18 protein-coding genes are annotated in these 18,407 nt (G+C 72.4%); 9 read left to right on the top strand and 9 right to left on the bottom strand.

What is annotated here, in order from left to right; all coding sequences use genetic code 11:
• Together DJ70_RS15820 and DJ70_RS15815 are read left to right on the top strand one after the other, a co-directional pair.
• Positions 1-1,694: type II/IV secretion system ATPase subunit (locus DJ70_RS15820; RefSeq protein WP_094534681.1), on the top strand; the 1,694-nt coding region annotated here is incomplete at its 5' end.
• Positions 1,691-3,685, top strand: coding sequence for a type II secretion system F family protein (locus DJ70_RS15815; protein ID WP_094534679.1), 1,995 nt, complete (start codon positions 1,691-1,693; stop codon positions 3,683-3,685). The genes DJ70_RS15820 and DJ70_RS15815, both read left to right, overlap by 4 nt.
• A gap of 90 nt (positions 3,686-3,775) precedes the next feature.
• On the opposite strand, the gene DJ70_RS15810 is transcribed toward DJ70_RS15815, so the two are convergent.
• Complete coding sequence (locus DJ70_RS15810) at positions 3,776-4,228, bottom strand: pyridoxamine 5'-phosphate oxidase family protein (RefSeq protein WP_094534677.1); 453 nt, start codon at positions 4,226-4,228, stop codon at positions 3,776-3,778.
• Between the two features lie 106 nt (positions 4,229-4,334).
• Between DJ70_RS15810 and DJ70_RS15805 the strand changes: the two genes are divergently transcribed.
• Both DJ70_RS15805 and DJ70_RS15800 read left to right on the top strand, forming a co-directional pair.
• Positions 4,335-4,847 (top strand): thioredoxin family protein, encoded by a 513-nt coding sequence (locus DJ70_RS15805; protein ID WP_094534675.1) that lies wholly within the window; start codon positions 4,335-4,337, stop codon positions 4,845-4,847.
• A gap of 81 nt (positions 4,848-4,928) precedes the next feature.
• Entirely contained in the window at positions 4,929-6,728 is a 1,800-nt protein-coding gene (locus DJ70_RS15800) for a globin-coupled sensor protein (RefSeq protein WP_179234082.1), read from the top strand.
• 123 nt (positions 6,729-6,851) lie between these two features.
• Here DJ70_RS15800 and DJ70_RS15795 read toward each other — a convergent pair whose 3' ends face one another.
• The gene (locus DJ70_RS15795; RefSeq protein WP_094534673.1) at positions 6,852-7,907 is read right to left on the bottom strand and encodes an asparaginase; all 1,056 of its coding nucleotides are present in this window, start codon (positions 7,905-7,907) and stop codon (positions 6,852-6,854) included.
• 264 nt (positions 7,908-8,171) lie between these two features.
• On the opposite strand from DJ70_RS15795, the gene DJ70_RS17880 reads away from it, so the two are divergent.
• From DJ70_RS17880 to DJ70_RS15780, 3 genes are all read left to right on the top strand, one after another.
• Positions 8,172-8,540, top strand: a complete 369-nt coding sequence (locus tag DJ70_RS17880) for a hypothetical protein (protein ID WP_179234077.1) — start codon at positions 8,172-8,174, stop codon at positions 8,538-8,540.
• Between the two features lie 147 nt (positions 8,541-8,687).
• Positions 8,688-10,367: a DUF255 domain-containing protein gene (locus DJ70_RS15785; RefSeq protein ID WP_094534671.1), complete on the top strand. Its 1,680-nt coding sequence runs from the start codon at positions 8,688-8,690 to the stop codon at positions 10,365-10,367.
• Positions 10,368-10,508: 141 nt separating this feature from the next.
• A complete protein-coding gene (locus tag DJ70_RS15780) occupies positions 10,509-11,315 on the top strand; it encodes a TrmB family transcriptional regulator (protein WP_094534669.1) in 807 nt (268 codons plus the stop codon).
• A gap of 69 nt (positions 11,316-11,384) precedes the next feature.
• On the opposite strand, the gene DJ70_RS15775 is transcribed toward DJ70_RS15780, so the two are convergent.
• The 5 genes from DJ70_RS15775 to DJ70_RS17575 form a co-directional block, all read right to left on the bottom strand.
• Complete coding sequence (locus DJ70_RS15775; protein ID WP_094534667.1) at positions 11,385-11,630, bottom strand: DUF7542 family protein; 246 nt, start codon at positions 11,628-11,630, stop codon at positions 11,385-11,387.
• Between the two features lie 119 nt (positions 11,631-11,749).
• Positions 11,750-11,959 carry a CbaC protein gene (locus tag DJ70_RS15770; RefSeq protein ID WP_094534665.1) on the bottom strand — a complete coding sequence of 70 codons (210 nt, stop codon included), beginning with the start codon at positions 11,957-11,959 and terminating at the stop codon, positions 11,750-11,752.
• Positions 11,956-13,776 carry a b(o/a)3-type cytochrome-c oxidase subunit 1 gene (locus tag DJ70_RS15765; protein WP_094534664.1) on the bottom strand — a complete coding sequence of 607 codons (1,821 nt, stop codon included), beginning with the start codon at positions 13,774-13,776 and terminating at the stop codon, positions 11,956-11,958. The genes DJ70_RS15770 and DJ70_RS15765 overlap by 4 nt, the downstream gene beginning before the upstream one ends.
• The gene (locus tag DJ70_RS15760) at positions 13,773-14,285 is read right to left on the bottom strand and encodes a cytochrome c oxidase subunit II (RefSeq protein WP_066411634.1); all 513 of its coding nucleotides are present in this window, start codon (positions 14,283-14,285) and stop codon (positions 13,773-13,775) included. Before DJ70_RS15760 ends, DJ70_RS15765 begins: the two co-directional genes overlap by 4 nt.
• Positions 14,286-14,291: 6 nt before the next feature.
• Positions 14,292-14,465: a hypothetical protein gene (locus DJ70_RS17575; RefSeq protein WP_179234081.1), complete on the bottom strand. Its 174-nt coding sequence runs from the start codon at positions 14,463-14,465 to the stop codon at positions 14,292-14,294.
• 97 nt (positions 14,466-14,562) lie between these two features.
• On the opposite strand from DJ70_RS17575, the gene DJ70_RS15755 reads away from it, so the two are divergent.
• Together DJ70_RS15755 and DJ70_RS15750 are read left to right on the top strand one after the other, a co-directional pair.
• A complete protein-coding gene (locus tag DJ70_RS15755) occupies positions 14,563-14,775 on the top strand; it encodes a hypothetical protein (protein ID WP_094534662.1) in 213 nt (70 codons plus the stop codon).
• Between the two features lie 111 nt (positions 14,776-14,886).
• Positions 14,887-17,397: a heavy metal translocating P-type ATPase gene (locus DJ70_RS15750; protein ID WP_094534660.1), complete on the top strand. Its 2,511-nt coding sequence runs from the start codon at positions 14,887-14,889 to the stop codon at positions 17,395-17,397.
• Positions 17,398-17,418: 21 nt separating this feature from the next.
• Here the strand turns inward: DJ70_RS15750 and DJ70_RS15745 are convergent, their stop codons facing one another.
• Entirely contained in the window at positions 17,419-18,021 is a 603-nt protein-coding gene (locus DJ70_RS15745) for a hypothetical protein (RefSeq protein ID WP_245810876.1), read from the bottom strand.
• Between the two features lie 106 nt (positions 18,022-18,127).
• Positions 18,128-18,370 (bottom strand): SelT/SelW/SelH family protein, encoded by a 243-nt coding sequence (locus DJ70_RS15740; RefSeq protein WP_094534658.1) that lies wholly within the window; start codon positions 18,368-18,370, stop codon positions 18,128-18,130.
• Positions 18,371-18,407 lie beyond the last annotated feature (37 nt).

Raw genomic sequence — 18,407 nt, 5'->3', positions numbered from 1 at the left:
ACCTGCTCCCCGGCGACGAGGCGCTGATCCGCGACTGCGAGCGCCGCATCTGGGAGACCCCCGTCGACCGGCTGATCGACGACCGCACCGCCTTCGTCGCCGAGCACGCCCGGCGCTACCTCTCGCGCCGGCTCGACGGCGGCGACCCGCGCGGGTGGATCGCGGCCGCTCGCAACCGCGTCCGGGGGGCCCTCGCCGACCGGGACCTGCTCTCCCCGAGCGTCGACCCGGCGTACGCCGCCGACCGCCTCGACGACCTCGTCTACTACGTCCTCCGCGACTTCGTCGGCGAGGGGGTCCTCACCGTCCCGATCCGCGACCCGAACCTGGAGGACGTCGAGGCCAACCGCGTCGACGAGCGCGTGAAGGTCGTTCCCCGCCCGGCGGTGGTGGCGGGAACCGGCGGCGGCGCGATCGACCCGCTCGCGGGGGGCGGCCGGATCCCGACGAACCTCGCCTTTACCGACGAGTCGCGGTTCGTCGACGTCGTGACGCGGCTCGCGGCCCGCGACGGCGTGGAGCTGAACGCCTCGACGCCCTCCGCGAAGGTCAACCTCGACGTTCCCGGCGTCCCGGAGACGATCCGGTGTGCGGTCGCGCTCCCGGTCATCTCCGCGGACGGGCCGCACGTCTCGATCCGGAAGCAGGCGGCCGACCCGCTCACGCCGGTCGACCTGATCGCCCGCGACGCGCTCTCGGCCGAACTCGTCACGCTCCTGTGGCTGCTGTACGAGCACCGCGGGGTCGTCCTCTTCGCGGGGCCGACGGGGGCGGGCAAGACGACGCTGATGAACGCCCACATGCCCTTCATCCCCTTCGACGACCGGCCCGTCTCCATCGACGAGGGCTCCCGCGAGGTCCGGCTCCCCCACGAGACCGGCGTGGCGCTGACGACCCGCGACCACGAGAACGACTACAAGGCCGTGAGCATGGCGACGCTGATGACCGAGGCGAACTACCTGAACCCGGACGTCGAGGTGATAGCCGAGATCAACACGCCCGCCAGCTTCGAGACGTTCGCCGAGACGGTGAATACGGGCCACGGCGTCGTCGGTACCACCCACGCCGCGGACGTGGAGACGCTCGTCAACCGCGCGATCGAGCGCGGGCTCCCGCCGTACCTGTTCCGGGAGATCGACCTGGTCGTCTTCCCGCGGCAGGTCGGCGGGGACCGGTACGTCGCGCAGGCGGTCGAGCCGCTCTCGCCGGCCGAGTACGACGCGCTCGACCCGGCCGCGACGGGGAGCCGGACCGGCGACCCGAAACACGGCGGGGCCGGCGTGATCGAGCGCGACGACACGAGCGTCCACTACAACACCGTCGCGTGGCGCGACCCCGCGGGCGGGTTCCGGATGGACGGCGCGCCGACCGCGGACGCCGCGGCCTCGTACCCCGACGGCGGCAGGCGGCTCCACGCGCTCGCGAGACTCGCCGAGCGGACCGACCGGGACCTCGACGCGGTCGAGTCCGAGTTCGCCGCCAAACACCGCTACGTGGAGTACCTCGTCCGCGACGGCCTCGACGACTTCGACGAGCTGTTCGAGTTCCTCGCCGACCTCCGGGCCGACGAGGCCGCGACCGTCGAGCGCGCCGCGCGGTCGATGCGGCGCGCGACCGACGGGAACGACGAGGCGGGGTCCGGGGACGCGCGCGACGCGCCGCCCGACGGGTCCCGGTCCGGGGGCGCGCCGTGAGTGGCGGCACGCGGGCGTCGACGCGCGGGGAGCGCGACGCCGAAACCCGACGCGACGACCCCGCCGACCGCCCCCGACGCTCTCGGTTCGCCGGGCTCGACCGGCTCCTCGGCGCGCTGTTCGCCCGCCACGCCGACGACCGCCGCCACGACGTCGACAGGCAGCGCTACCGCGGGGCGGACCCGTCGACGGGCTTCGAGACGTACCTCGCGCGGACGTACGCGCTCTCGTGGCTCGCGTGTCTCGCGGCGGCCGTCCCGGCCTTCCTCGTCGCCGTCGCTCTCGCGCCCGACGTCTCCCTCGCGCTCGCGTCCGGCCTCGGCGCGCTCGCGCCGGTCGCGGTTCCCGTCCCGCCGCCCGCCGCGCTCGCGGTCGCCCTGTCGGCGGCCGCGGGCCTCCTCGTCAAGCGCGCGACGGTCCGCGCCGGCGGGCTCTACCTCCGGTGGCTGGTCTCCGCGCGCCGGACGCGGATCGAGCGGACGCTTCCCGGCGCGGTCAGGTACCTCGACGCGCTCTCCTCGGGGAGCGACGACGCCCGCACCCTGATCGCGAAGGTCGCCGAGAACGACGCCTACGGCGGCGCCGCCGTCTCGTTCCGGAAGGCGCTCAACGCGGCGCGGCTCACGGGCAGCCTCGACGCCGGGCTCCGCCGGGTCGCCCGCGACACGCCCTCGCGGGACCTGCTCGCGCCGTTCCTCCTGAAGTTCCGCCAGCACGTCTCCGCCGGTGACGAGGCGCTCGCGGAGTTCCTCGGGGCCGAGAGCCGCCTGCTCGCGCACCGACAGGAACACGCCCGGACCCGCGCGCGGCGGTACCTGAAACCGATCGCGGAGCTGTTCGTGCTGGTGCTCGTGTTGCCGGCGCTGCTCGTCGTCGCCGTCACGGTGACGAGCGTGTTCGCGCCGGACCTCTCGCGGCTGGTGGACACGCCGGTCGGGGCCGTCTCGCCGCGGGCGGTCGCCGTCTACGCCTCCGTCGGGTTCCTGCTCGCGGTCGGGCTCGTCGGCATCGCCGCCACCGGCGCGCTCCGCCCCGTCGACTCCCGCACGAGCTACCGGCGGCCGAAGGAGGTCCGCGCCGTGTTCGCGTCCGCGGCGTCGAACCCGGCCAGCGCGTCGGCGGTCGCGGCCGTCCCCACGGCAGCCGCCGCCGGCTGGCTCGCGTACGCCGGGTATCCGCTCGTGAACGTCGCGCTCCTGGCGTACGTCGCGTTCGCGCTCCCCGTCGGGCTCGTCGCCGCCCGCCGCGGCCGGATCGACGACGCGAAGGACCGCCGGGTCGCCGACCTCGTCTACGCGGTCTCCGCGCACGCCGCCGTCGGCCGCCCGTTTCCCGAGGCGGTCGCGACCGCGGCCCGCGAGACCGACCTCGGCGTGTTGCGCGACGACGTCGCCGACCTCGCGTTCAATCTCTCCCTGACGACCACCGGGGACGGCGGGGCGACGGGCGACGGCGGCGGGCTCGCCGGCTCCGTGGTCGACGCGCCGGCCGCCGGCAGCGACGTGCGCGCCGCGGCGCTCGACCGGTTCGTCGCCCGCGTCGGGACGCCGCTGGCCGCCCGGACCGTCGGGCTGGTCGCCGGGGCGTTGAACGCCGGGAGTACCGTCGACGAGGTGTTCGAGACGCTCCAGGTCGAGGTCGACCGGCTGACCCACGAGAAGCGGGCGCTCCGCGGGGCGATGCGCCGGTACGTCGTGGTGGGCTGGGTCGCGGCGCTGTCAGTCGCCGGCGTGGTCGCCGCGATCAACGCGGGCGTGATGGAGACGGATCGCCTGCTCGCGCTCGCAGCCGCGCTCGACGCCCCCGTCGATCCCGGCCTCGTCCACCCGGAGCTGGAGCGGTTCCGCCTCTACGTGGTCGCGCAGGCGACGATGCTCGCGTCGGGGTGGTTCGCCGGGGCCGCCGCGCGCGGCAGGTACGGGGCGCTGTTCCACTCCGGCGTGCTGGTGGCGGCCTGTTACGTCGGCTTCGTCGCCGTCGGACTGGTCTGAGCCGGGGTCGACTCGTCGACTCCACGCCCGATCCGGGCGATCCGGGTGGTCCGGACGATCCGGGTGGTTCGGGCGGTCGCCGGCCCCGTCTCAGGGCTCCATCGATCGCTCGATCCGCGTGGTGAACCGCTCGGCGTCGAGCCGGTAGAACGCGAAGGTCACCTCGCTCGTGGGCTCGCCGAAGACGTCGACGATCGGTATCCTGCCGGTCCGCTCGAGTCCCTCGATGGTCTCGGCGGCCACGGACTCGTCCGTGGTCGACACCAGCCGCCCGCTCGCCGCGACGCTCCGCCAGCGCCCGTCGCGCTCGCCGTAGGTGACGAACGTCGCCTCGCGGCCGTCGAGGTCGCCCTTCCCCCGGTCCGGTCCGACGGAGAGCCGGAAGTAGAGGACCGACTCGACCGGGTCGTAGCCGTAGGAGACCGGGACGCTGTGTGGCGGCTCGCCCGCGGGCGTCGCGAGCGAGATGACGCCGGTCCCGGACCGACCGAGGAACTCGTCGCGCTCGTCGTCGTCCATCCGGACCGCGTCGGTGTCGCTCATGTGTCCTACGTAGCGCGCGTTCTCATATAACTCTGTCACGCACGGCCCCGTCACGCCGATCCCGTCGACCGCAACCTATATTGTTTTGTGAGCACAATACTGATGTATGAGCGAGACCGACGGAAGCGGCGCGGACCGGGAGGGGAGCGGCGAGAACCGATCGGAACGGAGCGAGCGCGAGCGGATCCGCGAGCGAAAGCGGAGGGAACTGCGCGACCGGCTCGGCGCGGAGGAGGGCGGGGGCTCCGCGAGCGGCGACGACGCGGCCGGATCCGACGCCGGAGGCGCCTCCGATACGCCGGCCGAGCCGGTCGAGGTCGGCGGTCCCGAGGAGTTCCGGCGGCTCGTGGACGGCCACGATGTCGTGCTCGTCGACTGTTACGCCGACTGGTGTGGCCCGTGTCGGATGATGGAGCCGACCGTCGAGTCGCTCGCCGCCGGGACGGACGCGGTCGTCGCGAAGGTCGACGTCGACGAACATCCCGGACTCGCCCAGCAGCTCGGCGCCCGAGGCGTGCCGACGTTCGTCGTGTACGCGAACGGCGAGCCGGTCGACCGGTTCGTCGGCGCACAGGACCGCACCACGCTCGAGACGGCGATCGCGGACGGCGCCGCCTGACCGCCGCTCGAACGGCATCCGATTATCTCGTCTGCGATCTCGCCGCGATCGTTTATATGCTGCCGTGGCGGGTGCCGATCCATGACCGCGTCAGGGCAGTACGGACGTGACGACTTCGGGCAGGGCGGACTGAACGACCGGTTGGACGTCGAGGAGCTGGTCGGGGAGATCGGCCTCGACGCCGACGAGATCGCGTGGCGCAAGGAGTTCATCGGCTTCGACGAGGAGGACGTTCGCCGGCTCGAGCGGTACGAGGACGCGTTCGCGGCCAACGCCGATCGGGTCGCCGAGGACTTCTACGAGAACCTCTCGGCCCACCAGCAGACCGTCGACGTCATCGGCCGCTCCGAGAAGGGGATCGAGCAGCTCAAACGGACCCAGTCGGCGTATCTCGTGACGCTGGCGAACGGCGAGTACGGCTCCGACTACTTCGCCGACCGGGCGCGGATCGGCAAGATCCACGACCTGCTGGAGATGCCGATGAAACACTACCTCGGCCAGTACGGCGTCTACTACGACCTGATCCTGCCGATCGTCGGCGAGCGCCTCGTCGAGTCGCTCACCGAGCGGCTGACCGGCGCGGCCACGGACGGCGGGCTGGCGGTCGGCGGGGAGGGACCGAGCGGTCCGCGCGCGACCCCGACGGCGGAGGCCGGGAGCGGGCGCGACGGTGCGAGCGGAGACGCCGTCGAGGACGCCGTTCGAGCGGAGGTCGACGACGCCATCGAGGACGTCCTCTCGATCCTCCGGATCGTCAACCTCGACATGCAGGTCGTCACGGACACGTACATCCACTCGTACAGCCGGGAGATCGAGGCGGCGGCGCGACGGAACGAGCGACTGATGACCGAGGTCCGCGAGGAGCTTCGCGACCCGATCGAGGACCTCCAGACGTCCGCCACCGACGTCGCCGAGAGCGCGGCCACCATCCGCGACGCCTCCGGGGAGCAGTCGGACCGGATCCGCGAGGTCGCCGCGGAGGTCGGCAACCTCTCCGCGACCGTCGAGGAGGTCGCCTCGACGGCCGACCAGGTCGAGAACGCGAGCGACCGCGCGGAAGGGCTCGCCGACGACGGCCGGGGCGCCGCGGACGACGCCGCGGACGTCATGGACGACATCGGGGAGGCGGTCGACGAGGCCGCGGACGACGTGGCGGCGCTCCAGGAGCGCGTCGGCGAGATCGACGAGTTCGTCGACGCGATAAACGGGATCGCCGACCAGACGAACCTGCTCGCGCTCAACGCCTCCATCGAGGCCGCGCGGGCGGGCGAGGCCGGCTCCGGGTTCGGCGTCGTCGCCGACGAGATCAAGTCGCTCGCCGAGGAATCCAAGGACCACGCCGGCGACATCGAGGAGATGGTTTCGGGCATTCAGGCGGACACGGAGGAGACCGTCGAGAGCCTGACGGAGGCGAACGAGCGGGTCTCCCGTGGGGTCGACCGCGTCGAGGACGCGATGTCGGACCTGACCGACATCGCCGAGGCGGTCTCGGAGACCGCGGCGGGGATCAGCGAGGTGTCGGACGTCACCGACGACCAGGCGGCCGCCGCCGAGGAGATCGCGGCCACGGTCGACGAGGTCGTCGAGCAGTCCACCCGCGTCACGGACGAGATCCGGGAGCTGGCGGCCGCGAACGAGCGACAGGCGGAGATGGTCGAGGAGGTCGAGTCCGCCGTGACCCGGCTCTCGACCGAGGGGTCCGCGACCGACGCCGGCCCGGCCGTGAGCGACGGCGGGACGATCGAGGTTCGACGCCCCGACGACCGCCCGGCAGCCGAGGACCTTCCCGACGGGATCCCGCCGTTCGTGATCGAGTCGCTCTCGGACGAGGAGCTCCGGGCGATCGCCGACGGCGACGTCGACCCGGCCGACCTCCCGTGATCTCCCCTCCGAGCCGCGCGGACGTCCGGAGCGCGCCGTCACGCGAGCCCCGCTCGACGCGGTCGAACGCGACCGCGAGGTCGTCGGCCGCGTCGCCGGTTCAGGGCCGGTCGCGTCGCCGGTTCAGGGCCGGCCGAACACGCGGGGGAGATCCGACCGTTCGACCCCGGCCGCCAGCCCGAGCGCCAGCCCGACGCGGGCCTTCGCGGCCGGGAGGTCGCCGGCGAAGACGACGCCGTGGTCCGCGAGCGTGACCGCCCCGCCCGGCGTGCCGTACACCGGCTCGGTCGGCCCCGCGGGCCGCCCGGCGACGACGACGGGTACCTCCTCGATCGCCTCCGCGACCGCGTCGCCGATGGCGGCCGTGACGTTCCCCAGGCCGGTCCCCTCGATCACGATCCCGCCCACGTCCGCCGCGAGGGCGCGGTCGATCCCCGCCGCCGTGGCCCCCGTCCCCGAGTGGATCACGGGCACCTCGGGGACGCGGTCGGCCGCCGCGGCCGGATCCGACGGGTCGATCGGCCCCTCGGGACCACAGAGCGGGTCGACCGCGACGCGCCGCCGTGGCTCCCGGATCACGTCGGACGCCGCGCGGGTGAACGTCGCGACCGGCGCGGTCGCCGGCGAGGTCATCGTCGAGAGCGCGTTGCTGTGACCCTTTACCACGTCGCGGCCGGCGTGGAGCTCGTCGTCGAACGCGACGTGGACGCCGTCCGCGAACCGGTCGTCCGCCGCCGCCCGGACCGCGAGCGTCAGGTTCGCCGGCACGTCGCTCGAGGGTTCGTCGAGCCGACGCTGCGCGCCCGTCACCACGACCGGTACGGGCAGGTCCGTCAACACGTCGAGCGCGTAGGCGGTGTCGGAGAGCGTGTCGGTGCCGTGGGTGACGACGATCCCGTCCGCGCCCGCCTCGATCGCCTCCCGAGCCGCGGCCGCGGTCGCGAACACGTCGCGCCAACGCACGTCGAACCCCGGCTGCGCGCACGCCTCGCGGGCCGACACCGTCGCGTATCGCTCCACGCCGGGGACCGCCTCGACGAGGTCCGCGCCCGTCTTCGCCGGCGCGGCGCCGTCGTCCCCCGGCTCCGACGCGATCGTTCCGCCGCAGGCGACGACGCACACGTGCGGTCGCCCCCCGTCTCCGCGCCCGCCGTCCCCGTCGGTCTCGTCGCTCGTCATGACCGACCGTGGCCGCGGCAGGGATAAATCGCTTCGGCCCTCGGCAGTCGGGCGCCGACCCGTCCCCGAGCGTTCCCGATCGCCCCGATCGCCCGCCGAACAGTTTCGTAGTGTATATTCTGAAAGAATCCTCAGGAGACGTTATAAATTTTTAGCGCCGTTCTGAGAGAGTCTTAAAACGTCGCGAAACACGGTACAAGGTGTGAATTACGCCGAACCCTCGGCGGGCTATATGTGGCTGCCGTTCGTCGTCCCGGTCGTCAGATGTCCACCCGCGTCCCCCTCAACCGACTCGCCTTCGACCTCCCGCTCGCGGAGCGGATGGTTCGCGCCGTCCGCGCCGCCGCGTTCTGGACGGCGATCGTCCTCCCGATCGGCTACCCGTTCCTGCTGTCCGCGGGGCTCGACGGGACGAACGGCCTGTACTTCCTCGGGCTGTTGGCCGCGAACGCGCTCGCGCTCAGGATCGGCCACGACTACGACCCCGGCGCGTCCGACGACCTCGGCGTGACGGCCCGTCCCGACCGCGCGGACGTCCCCGGCGCGTCGAACGCGCGCCGTCGCGCCGACGACGTCCCGAGGGGAACCGACGCCGACGACGCCCGGAGACGGGCCGACGACGCCGACGCCTGAGCCGGGACCGACCGCCACCCGTCCGACGGCGCCGCCCTCCCGTCGTCCGCCCTCCGCCGGCTCCGTTCCGCCGTCCCCCTCCGCCGGCGTCCGGATCCCGCCCGGCGTCTCGAAGCGCTTACCCACCCGCCGACCCGAGCGTGTGCCATGACCGACGCGACGCGGGTCGAGTGGCGCGAGTGGGGCCACGAGGCGTTCTCGGAGGCCGACGAGCGGGACCTGCCGGTCCTCCTCTCGCTTTCGGCCACCTGGTGTGAGGGCTGTCACGAGATGGACGCGACCACCTACGCCGAGCCGCGGGTCGCCGCCAACGTGAACGAGTGGTTCGTCCCGGTCCGGGTCGACGTCGACCGCCGCCCGCGCGTCCGCGAGCGATACAACATGGGCGGGTTCCCGACGACCGCCTTCCTCACGCCCGACGGCGAGCTGCTCACCGGCGCGGGCTACCTCGGCGTCGACGGGATGCGCCAGGTGCTCGAGTCCGTCCACCGGATGTGGAACGAGGACGGCCGCGAGGCCGGCCGGATCCCGCGCGCGCTGAACGGCGACCGCCCGCCCGCGGGGGAGCTCTCGGAGGCGATCGAGAGCCACCTCGCCGGCCAGCTCGAGACCAAGTACGACGCCGAACACGCCGGCTGGGGCACGGACGCGAAGTTCCCGCTGCCCCGAACCGTCGAGTTCGCGCTGAAGCGCGACCGCGACCGCGCGCTCCGCACCCTCGACGCCGTCCGCGACCACCTCGCCGACGAGGTCGCCGGCGGCTTCTTCCGGTTCGCCGGCGCGCGCGACTGGAGCGACGTGGCCTACGAGAAGCCGGCGGACACGACCGCCGCGGTGACGCGGGCGTTCGCGAACGCCTACCTCTACACCGGCGAGGCGGCGTACCGCGAGCCCGCCGCGGCGGCGGTCGAGTTCCTCACCGACGACCTCTGGACCGGCTACGGCGTCGGCGGGAGCCTCGGACCGGGACTCGGCCGCGCCTACTACGCCGCCCCCGCCGACGAGCGCGCGGACCTCGACGCCCCCCGGCGCGATCTGACCGTCTTCGCCGGCGCGAACGCGCTCGCGGCCGACGCGCTGTTGACGTTCGCGGCGTACACCGACGACGAGCGGGCCCGCGAGTACGCCGATCGGATCCTCGACGGGCTCGAGCGCGACCTGATCGACCGTGACGCCGGCGTCGTGGCCCACCACGCCCCGACCGAGGAGGGCGCCGACGGGACCGGCGACGACGCCCCGCGCGACCTCCTCGAGGACGTCTCGCGCGTCGTGGGCGCGTACGTCCGCGCCGCCGGCGTGCTCGGCGAGGGGGCCGACGTCGCCCGCGCGGTCGCCGATCGCGCGATCGCGGAGCTCCACGTCGACGGCTCGTTCGTGGACGGGCCGCGCTCGGGTGCCGGGCTGCTCGACCGCCCCTTCAGGCCGCTCGACGGCAACGTGGAGCTCGCGTCCGCGCTCGTCGACCTCGCGGCGCTCACCGGCGAGGACCGCTATCGCGACGTCGCCCGCGAGACCGCCGAGTCGTTCGCGGGCGCGACCGACCGGCTCGGGGTCCAGGTCGCCGGGTACGGGAGCCTCGTGGGGCGGCTGCTCCGCGGAACGACCGTCGTCCTCGTCGGGACCGAGCCCGGAAGCGACCTCCACCGCGCGGCCTGGCGGGTCGCCGACCACGAGAAGGTCGTCGTCCCGAACGCGCACCGGAAGGCCGCCCCCGCGCCGCGATCCGTCCCCGAGGGGGCCGCCGTCGTGACGGCCGGCGACGCCGTCTCCGCCCCCGCGACAACGCCGGACGAGTTGCTGACCCGCGTCGCCGAGACGGTCGAGTGATCCCGGTCTGAGGGACCTCCGGGCGGCGACCGCTCCCGAACCCGCGTCCGACCGTCCTCGGCGCTCCCGCGGACCGCTCCGTCGGCCGAAACGCGCGTAAACGTCCGACGCGTTTATGGCGACACCCGGACACCTGTGCGTATGGCATCCCTTCGTGACCTCGGTCTGTCGGAGTACGAGGCACGCGCGTACCGCGCCCTGCTGCGAACCGGACCGACGACGGCGAAGGACCTCTCGCGGGCCAGCGAGGTCCCCATGGGCCGGATCTACGACGTGCTCAACAGCCTCGAGGGGCACGACCTCGTCCGCAGCCAGGCGGCGAGCCGGCCGAAGAAGTACGTCGGCGTCGAGCCCGACGCCGCGCTCGATCGGCTCCTCGAGGAGAAACGACGCGAGCTCGACGCGCAGGCCGAACAGTACGCGTCGGTCGTCGAGGAGCTGTCGACGGAGCTCGACGCGACCGACCCCGTCGACGGCGAGTTCTGGACCGCCGCCGTCGGCCCGGAGGACGCCACTGATCTCCTGTTGGAGCGCATCGCGGCGGCCGAGCGGCGGATGGTCGTCGTCGCCGGCGCGCCCGCGACCGGGTTCGACCTCGGCACCGTCGGCGAGCGGGTGACCGCGGAGCTGGAGGCGGCGCTCGACCGCGGCGTCGAGATCCGGGTGTTGCTGTCGCCGGAGACGGTCGACGCGCTTCCCCGCAGCGTCGGCCGCCGCTACACCGCCGAGCTCGCCGACAACGAGGGGTTCTCCGTCCGGACGACGCCGGGCGTCGAGGGGACGTTCAACGTCTTCGACGGGCTGGAGGTGTGTATCGAGGTGCCGCATCCGCTCTCGGGCGAGGAGCCCTTCGCGATGATCGACATCAAGGACGCCGAGTTCGCCGCGGGCGTGAGCGAGGCGTTCGAGCCGCGGTGGGCGGAGGCGGAGTCGCTCTCCTTCGGCTGATCGGCCGATCGATCGAGGGCCGCCGGGGACCCCCGACGCCGTCGCACCGTCCGAGCCGCGGGGTCGCGCTCAGCGGTCGTCCGGGTTCGGATCGACGAGCGGGGAGTCGGCGTTCGTACACTCCGGACGACCGCACACGCCGGCGTCCGCGCCCGCGCGCTCGACGCCCGGCGCGACCGACTCGATCCGCCAGTCGACGACGTGCCCGGCGTCGGCCTCGTGGGCCGCGAGGGCCTCCCGCGCGGACCGAAGTCGGTCGTGTGTCGTCTCGAAGGGACAGTCCGCACAGCGGACGACGACGCGGGTTCCGACCATACGGAACGAAGGAGGGTGGCGGTCAAAACCGCGTCGGTCGTCGGGTCCGTCGCCGGACCGGCCGGACCGGGCGGTCCGGCCGGTCCGGCCGGCCCGACGGATCGATCGACGTCGCGGCGTCAGCCGGCCTCGTCGGGCTCGGTCCGCCACCCGCCGTTGAGCACCACGATCCAGACCGCCACGCCGGCGAGGACGAACACGCCGGCCATGTACGGCACGATCGGGAGGCTGACGCCGAGGGCGTCGAGCACCGTCCGGAGCTCGTAGACGATGACGCCGAAGATCGCGAGCCCGACGAACAGCCCGCCGCGGGTGACGTCGAGGTTCACGCGATCACCCCCGCGACGGCCGCGTCGAGGAGCCGGGAGCCGAGGAGCGCGAGCGCGTCGACGAGCGACCACGCCGCCGAAACGGTGACGTCGGCGATCGCGCCGGCCGCGGCGTCGATCCACACCGGATACGTGCCGACGCCGGGGCCGAACAGCCCGCCGTCGTTGATGATCGCCGCGAGCGGGAGCGCGTACGCGAGCACGACGAGGACCACGGCGATCCCGCTCCAGATCCGGAGGTCGTCGAGGACCTCGGGGGCGTCGTCGGGGCCGGAGAGCGCGGGACGGAGCGTCTCCGCGATCCCGGAGACGCGCGGGTTCCCCATCGTGAGCACGAGGTTCCCGATGAAGAGGACGGTCGAGAGGAACAGCAGCGTCCCGCCGATCGCGATCTGGACGTTCAGCTCCTCGAAGCCGCCGAACGCGACCGGGTAGTCGAACCCGGAGTACTCCGGCTCGGCGGTCCGCCGGGGGACGCCGAGCAGCCCCTGCGCATGCATCGCGTTCGACATGAGCGCCATGCCGATGAACCAGAGCACGACCTGGAACAGCCCGATCTGGCTGCTGTAGATCGGCTTGTTGGTGATCTGCGGCCAGAGCCAGTAGGTCGCCGCCATGAACGTGAGCGCGACCGCGGTCCCCACGGTGAGGTGGAAGTGGCCGGGCACCCAGATCGTGTTATGGATCATGTAGTTGACGTTCATCCCGGCGTTGACCATCCCCGAGAACCCGCCGGCCGCGAACATCAGCCCCGCCAGCATCATCCCGGTGAACGCCGGATCCCGCCAGGGGAGCGACCGGAGCCAGCCGAAGACCCCCGTCCCGCCGCGCTGACGAGCGCCGTACTCGACGCTGGCGACGACCGTGAACGCCGTGAGCAGGCTCGGCAACAGCAGGAACATCGTGTTCGTCATCGAGATGAACTTGAAGCCCTCGGCGATGCCGGGATCGAGGTACTGGTGGTGGATCCCGACCGGCGTCGAGAGCAGCACGAAGAGGACGAAGACGACCCGCGCCAGCGGGTCGCTGAACAGCCGTCCGCCGGCGATCGACGGCAGCACGGTGTACCACAGCAGGTACGCGGGCATCAGCCAGAAGTAGACGACCGGGTGCCCGAAGAACCAGAACAGCGTCCGGGTGAGCGTCGGGTTCACCGACTCGATCAGCCCGAGCGACCACGGCAGGAGGAAGATCAGCACCGACGCCGCCACCGCCGAGGAGGCGATGTACCACATGATCATGGTGGTCAACACCATGAACGTCTGGAGCGGGATCCGCTCGTTCGGGTTCTCCTCGCGCCACGCGAGCCACGTACGGAACCAGTCGGCGCCGGCGAGCCACGTTCCGACGATGAACACGGCGAGGCCGGTGTAAAAGAGCGGGTGTGCCTGAAGGGGCGCGTAGAAGGTGAAGAGCACGTCCGCGCTCATGTCGACGGCGTCGACCAGGCCGGCGAGGATGGTGATGCCGGTCATCGTCATCCCGCCCGCCATGAGCGCGTACCACGTCCAGGTGATCTTGATGTTCACGAGCGGCCGGTCCAGGCTGCGAACGACCGCCCACGTGAACAGCCCGGCGAGGAAGAACGTGGTGAAGCTGAGCGCTAAGAACACGCCGTGTGCGGTGAGCAGGGTGTAGTAGTCGGTCGAGGCGATGAGTCCGCGGAAGATCCCGGTCCGGTGGAGCGTCTGGATGATCCCGAAGATCGCCCCGAGCGTGAGCGCGAGGAACGCGCCCAGAAGCGACGACCGGACGACCCTCGACTCCGCGGGGAACTTGTCGTAGAACGTCTGATCCGCCTCGAGCGCGTCACTCATGCGCTCTCACCCCCGTCGGACGACTCGAACTCTTCCCGTGGAACGACGTGGAGTTTCCCTTCCATGGCGTGATGTCCGGCTCCGCAGTACTCGTTACAGAGGAGACCGTACTCCTGCGGTTCGCCCACCTCGACCGTGATCTCCGAGACCTCGCCCGGCACGACCATCGTGTTCGCGTTCGTTCCCACCACCTCGAAGCCGTGGATCACGTCGCGGGAGGTGACGTGTAGCGTCACCCGGCTGTTCGCCGGGACGACGATCGGGTCCGGCTCGAACCCGAACTGGTAGGCGACCACGTACGCCGCGTAGTGGTTCTCGCCGACCTGTTCGACGCGCGGCTCGGCGAACCGCTCGTCCTCGTCGAGGGCGGTCGCGTCGATCTGTCCCTCGCTGTCGGCGACCATCGCCACCCCCGGTCCCACCGCCCCGTACGTCACGGATCCGAGGAGCAGCAGGATCAACACGATGGCGAACGCGAGCCAGATCTTCTCGTAGGCGTGTATGTGCATCCGATATCACCCCACCACGACCAGGTCACGGCCGAGGAACTCGATGTAGTAGATGTACACCCATGCGATCACGAGGATCGCGAAGTACACCGCGATGAGCGCGAGCGTGCCGACGGGATCGAACTCCTCGTCGCCCCCCGCGTCGTCCACCGGCGCCCCTGCCGTCTCGGTTCGGCTCATAGGTCCGATTACGAGTAGCCGGACATATAATATGTACCCGTTCCCGTGGCATGAAAATCCGCTTGGACTATATGATGCTGGCCGCATACCCTTCCGTATGGACTTCTCGCTCCAGCACGCCGTCTTCCTGGTGCTCGGCGGCGTGCTTCCGGCCGCGGCCTACATCGCCTCGCGCGCCGAATACGTCGTCGCCGTCACGTTCGTCAACGTGGTGCTCATCTGGGCGAGCCTCCGTGTCGCCACCGGCGGCAGCCTCCGTCCCGGCGGCGACGACGACAGGCTCGAGCCGAGCGACGTCGAGGAGGCGTAGCGCGACCGACACGGCGACGCGTGCGCGGTCGAACTAGCGACGCGGCGCCTCTCGGCGCGGGCCCGCGAACTCCACTTCCCGTCCGCGGCGCCACCGACGAAGCCACCACCCATGCCGAACTGTACCCTCTGTGACCTGCCGACGGGATCCGACCCGCACGCCGACCCGGACGTCGAGGGCGAGTACTGTTGTCAGGGCTGTCTCACGGTGGCGCGCTCCCTCGAGGACGTGGACGACCTCGCGGACCTCGAGGCGCGGACCCCGGACGCGGACCCTTCCGACTCCTTCGACGGCGAGACGGCCTTCCTCCACGTCGACGGCATGCACTGTGCGACCTGCGAGTCGTTCCTCGAGCTGACCGCCGCCGAGCGCGAGGGCGTCGCGGCCGCGGAGGCGAGCTACGCCACCGACACGATCCGCGTCGAGTACGACCCCGACCGGGTGGCCGCCGACGAGCTGCCCGACGCGCTGTCGGTCGCCGGCTACACCGCGAGCGACCGGGCGAATCCCGAACCCCAGGGCGACGACGTCGACGTGGTCCGCTTCCTGATCGGCGGCGGCTTCTTCGGGATGATGGCGATGCTGTGGTACGTCCTCTTCCTGTACCCGACCTACTTCGGCTACGACCCGCTCCTCGATCTGGGCGGCGTGGGCGGGCTCTACCTGTTCACGCAGATATGGCTTTTCACCTCCATCGTGCTCTTTTACACCGGCTACCCGATCCTCCGCGGGGCGTACGTGAGCCTGCGGGCCGGCCGGCCGAACATGGATCTCTTGGTGTCGCTGGCGGCGGTCAGCTCCTACACGTACAGCACGCTCGCGATGCTGCTCGGCCGGACCGACCTCTACTTCGACGTGACGATCGCCGTGATCCTCGTCGTCACCGCGGGCAACGGGTACGAGTCGCGGATCAAATCGCGCGCGACCGGGATGCTCTCGGAGCTGACGACCGCGGCCGAGAGCGAGGCGCGCCGGGAGTCGGGCGAGACCGTCCCGACGGAGGCGGTCGAGCCGGGCGACCGGCTGCTCGTGCGCCCCGGCGAGCGCGTCCCGTTCGACGGCACCGTCGCGGAGGGGACCGCCGCCGTCGACGAGGCGCTCGTCACCGGCGAGTCGCTGCCGGCGACGAAACGCCCCGGCGACGGGGTTCGCGGGGGGACCGTCGTCACGGACTCGCCGCTCGTGGTCGAGGTGGGCGAGGACGCGACGAGCACGCTCGACACGCTCGTGCGCCTGCTGTGGGACATCCAGAGCTCGCGGTCGGGGATCCAGCGGCTCGTCGACCGGCTCGCGACCGTGTTCGTCCCGCTCGTCGTCGCGGTCGCCGCGATCGCCGGCGCGGGCACGCTGGCGTTCGGCGGCGCGCCGGCCGAGGCGGCGCTCGTCGGGCTCACGGTGCTCATCGTCTCGTGCCCGTGCGCGCTCGGGCTCGCGACCCCGCTCGCGATCGCCGCCGGGATCCGCGACGCCGCCCGCCGCGGGATCGTGATCGTCTCCGACGCCGTCTTCGAGGCCGGCGCCGAGATCGACGCGGTCGTGCTCGACAAGACCGGCACGCTCACCGACGGCGAGATGCGGCTGCTCGAGACCGTTCTCGCCGATGGCCCGGACCCGTCCGACCCTGACACCGACGCCGACCGACTCCTCCGTCGGGCGGCCGCGCTCGAGCGCGCGTCCGCACACCCGATCGCCGAGGCGATCGTCGACGCGGCCGCGGCGGACCGGGGCTCGTCCGACCGGTCGGCTCCCGCGTCCCCCACGATCGTCGCGGACGGCGGAACCGAACCCGCGGCCGCGGGGAGCCGGACGGATGGGGTCGACCCCGACCGCGATGTCGACCCCGCGAGCGCGTCGGGCTCCGCCTCCGACCCCGTCGACGTCGACGCCGCGGACGTGACGGTCACGGACCGCGGCGTCGAGGGAACGATCGACGGCGACCGCGTCGTCGTCGGCCACCGCTCGCTGTTCGCGGACCGCGGCTGGGCGCTCCCCGATCGACTCCGCGAGGCGGGCGAGCGCGCGACCGCGGACGGGAACGTCCCCGTCTTCGTCGGCTGGGACGGGCAGGTCCGCGGCGTCCTCCTCGTCGGCGACGGGGTCCGCGAGGGGTGGGAGGCGGTCGTGACCGACCTCGTAGAGCGCGGGAAACGCGTCGTCGTGCTCACCGGCGACTCGGCCGCGGCGGCGCGGCGCTTCGAGGAGCATCCGGCGATCGACGAGGTGTTCGCCGGGGTCCCCCCCGAAGCGAAGGCCGAGACGGTGCGGCGGCTCGGCGCCGGCGAGCGCGTCGCGATGGTCGGCGACGGCAGCAACGACGCGCCGGCGCTCGCTGCGGCCGACCTCGGCGTCTCGGTCGCGAGCGGTACCGACCTCGCGGCCGACGCCGCGGACGCCGTCCTCCTGGAGGACCGCCTCGCCGCGATCCCGGAGCTGTTCGACGTCACGAGCGGGACGAACCGCCGGATCAGGGAGAACCTCGGCTGGGCGTTCGCCTACAACGCGATCGCGATCCCGCTCGCGGTCTCCGGGGCGCTCAACCCGCTCCTGGCCGCGCTCGCGATGGGGACGAGCAGCCTGCTCGTCGTGAGCAACTCGGCGCGGTCGGTCGCCGACGTCGAGTGACCCGCGACCCGTCCGGTCGGGTCACTCCCCGGACCGCCCTCGATCCCCGTTCGTCGAGGAGTTCCCGTCGTCCCCCTCGTCAGCCGAGGAGCGGCCGCTCCGCCCGCCCGGCAGGAGCCGCCTCGCCAGCGCGCCGAGCCGCTTGTACGCGAGGTTGACGTACAGCCCCGAGAGAAACACCGTCCCGGCGACGAGGGCGTCGTCGGTCGCCGTCTCGGCCAGCACGATGTCCGACAGCAGGAAGACCCCGACGCCGAGCGGCAGCGCGGCGAGGAGGTGGACGTTGTACCGGAGCAGCCTGCCGGCCGACCCGTCGAACCGCTCGATCAGCGTCGTGAAGACGAAGCCCAACGCGCCGAGCAGGCTGAACACGGGGACGTACGGCGGAACGAGGCCGGGCGAGAGGTCCGCCGCCCCGGCGAACGAGCCGTCGTAGGTCACGGTCGCCGCCGCCACGAGGACGACGGTCAACAGGAGATCGCCGACGGCGATCGCGATCCCGACCCCCGATCGGTACCACGTCCGACCCAGCCACTCGGGGCCGTCCGCTCCGCCGAAGCCGTGGCTCTCGTCCGAGGCATCGCCACCGAGTTCGTTCGGATCCCGTTCCGTTTGGCCCGCCATCCGCTCCGGGTTCGTCAGCGAGGCACAATTAACTTCGCCCGGCGGTCGAGGAGCGGCCTCGGAACGATCCCGGACCGGTCGACGGCCCGAACGGGCGGGTCGTAGCCTACGCGGCCGCGCCGACGTGCGGCTTCACCGCGCGAACGATGTCGTCGACGTCGTACCCGTCCTCGTCCTTGTCGAAGACGACCTCGCCATCCACGCGGACGATGAACACGCCGTGGTCGCCGGTGACGAGCGCGACCTCCTCGAGCTCCTCCCCGAACTGCTCGAGGACCGCCCGCGAGACGTCCTGTGCCCGGTCCAGCATTCCGCACGGTACGCAGTACTCGACCTCGACTCGTGTCATGGGCGCGAGTTGGGCCCGAACCGCAATAAAACGGCTG

The organism is Halorubrum halodurans (genome assembly GCF_002252985.1).
GTDB classification, from domain to species: domain Archaea; phylum Halobacteriota; class Halobacteria; order Halobacteriales; family Haloferacaceae; genus Halorubrum; species Halorubrum halodurans.
The sequence above is the reverse complement of the archived record's forward strand: the minus strand, read 5'-3'. Positions and strand labels throughout refer to the sequence as shown.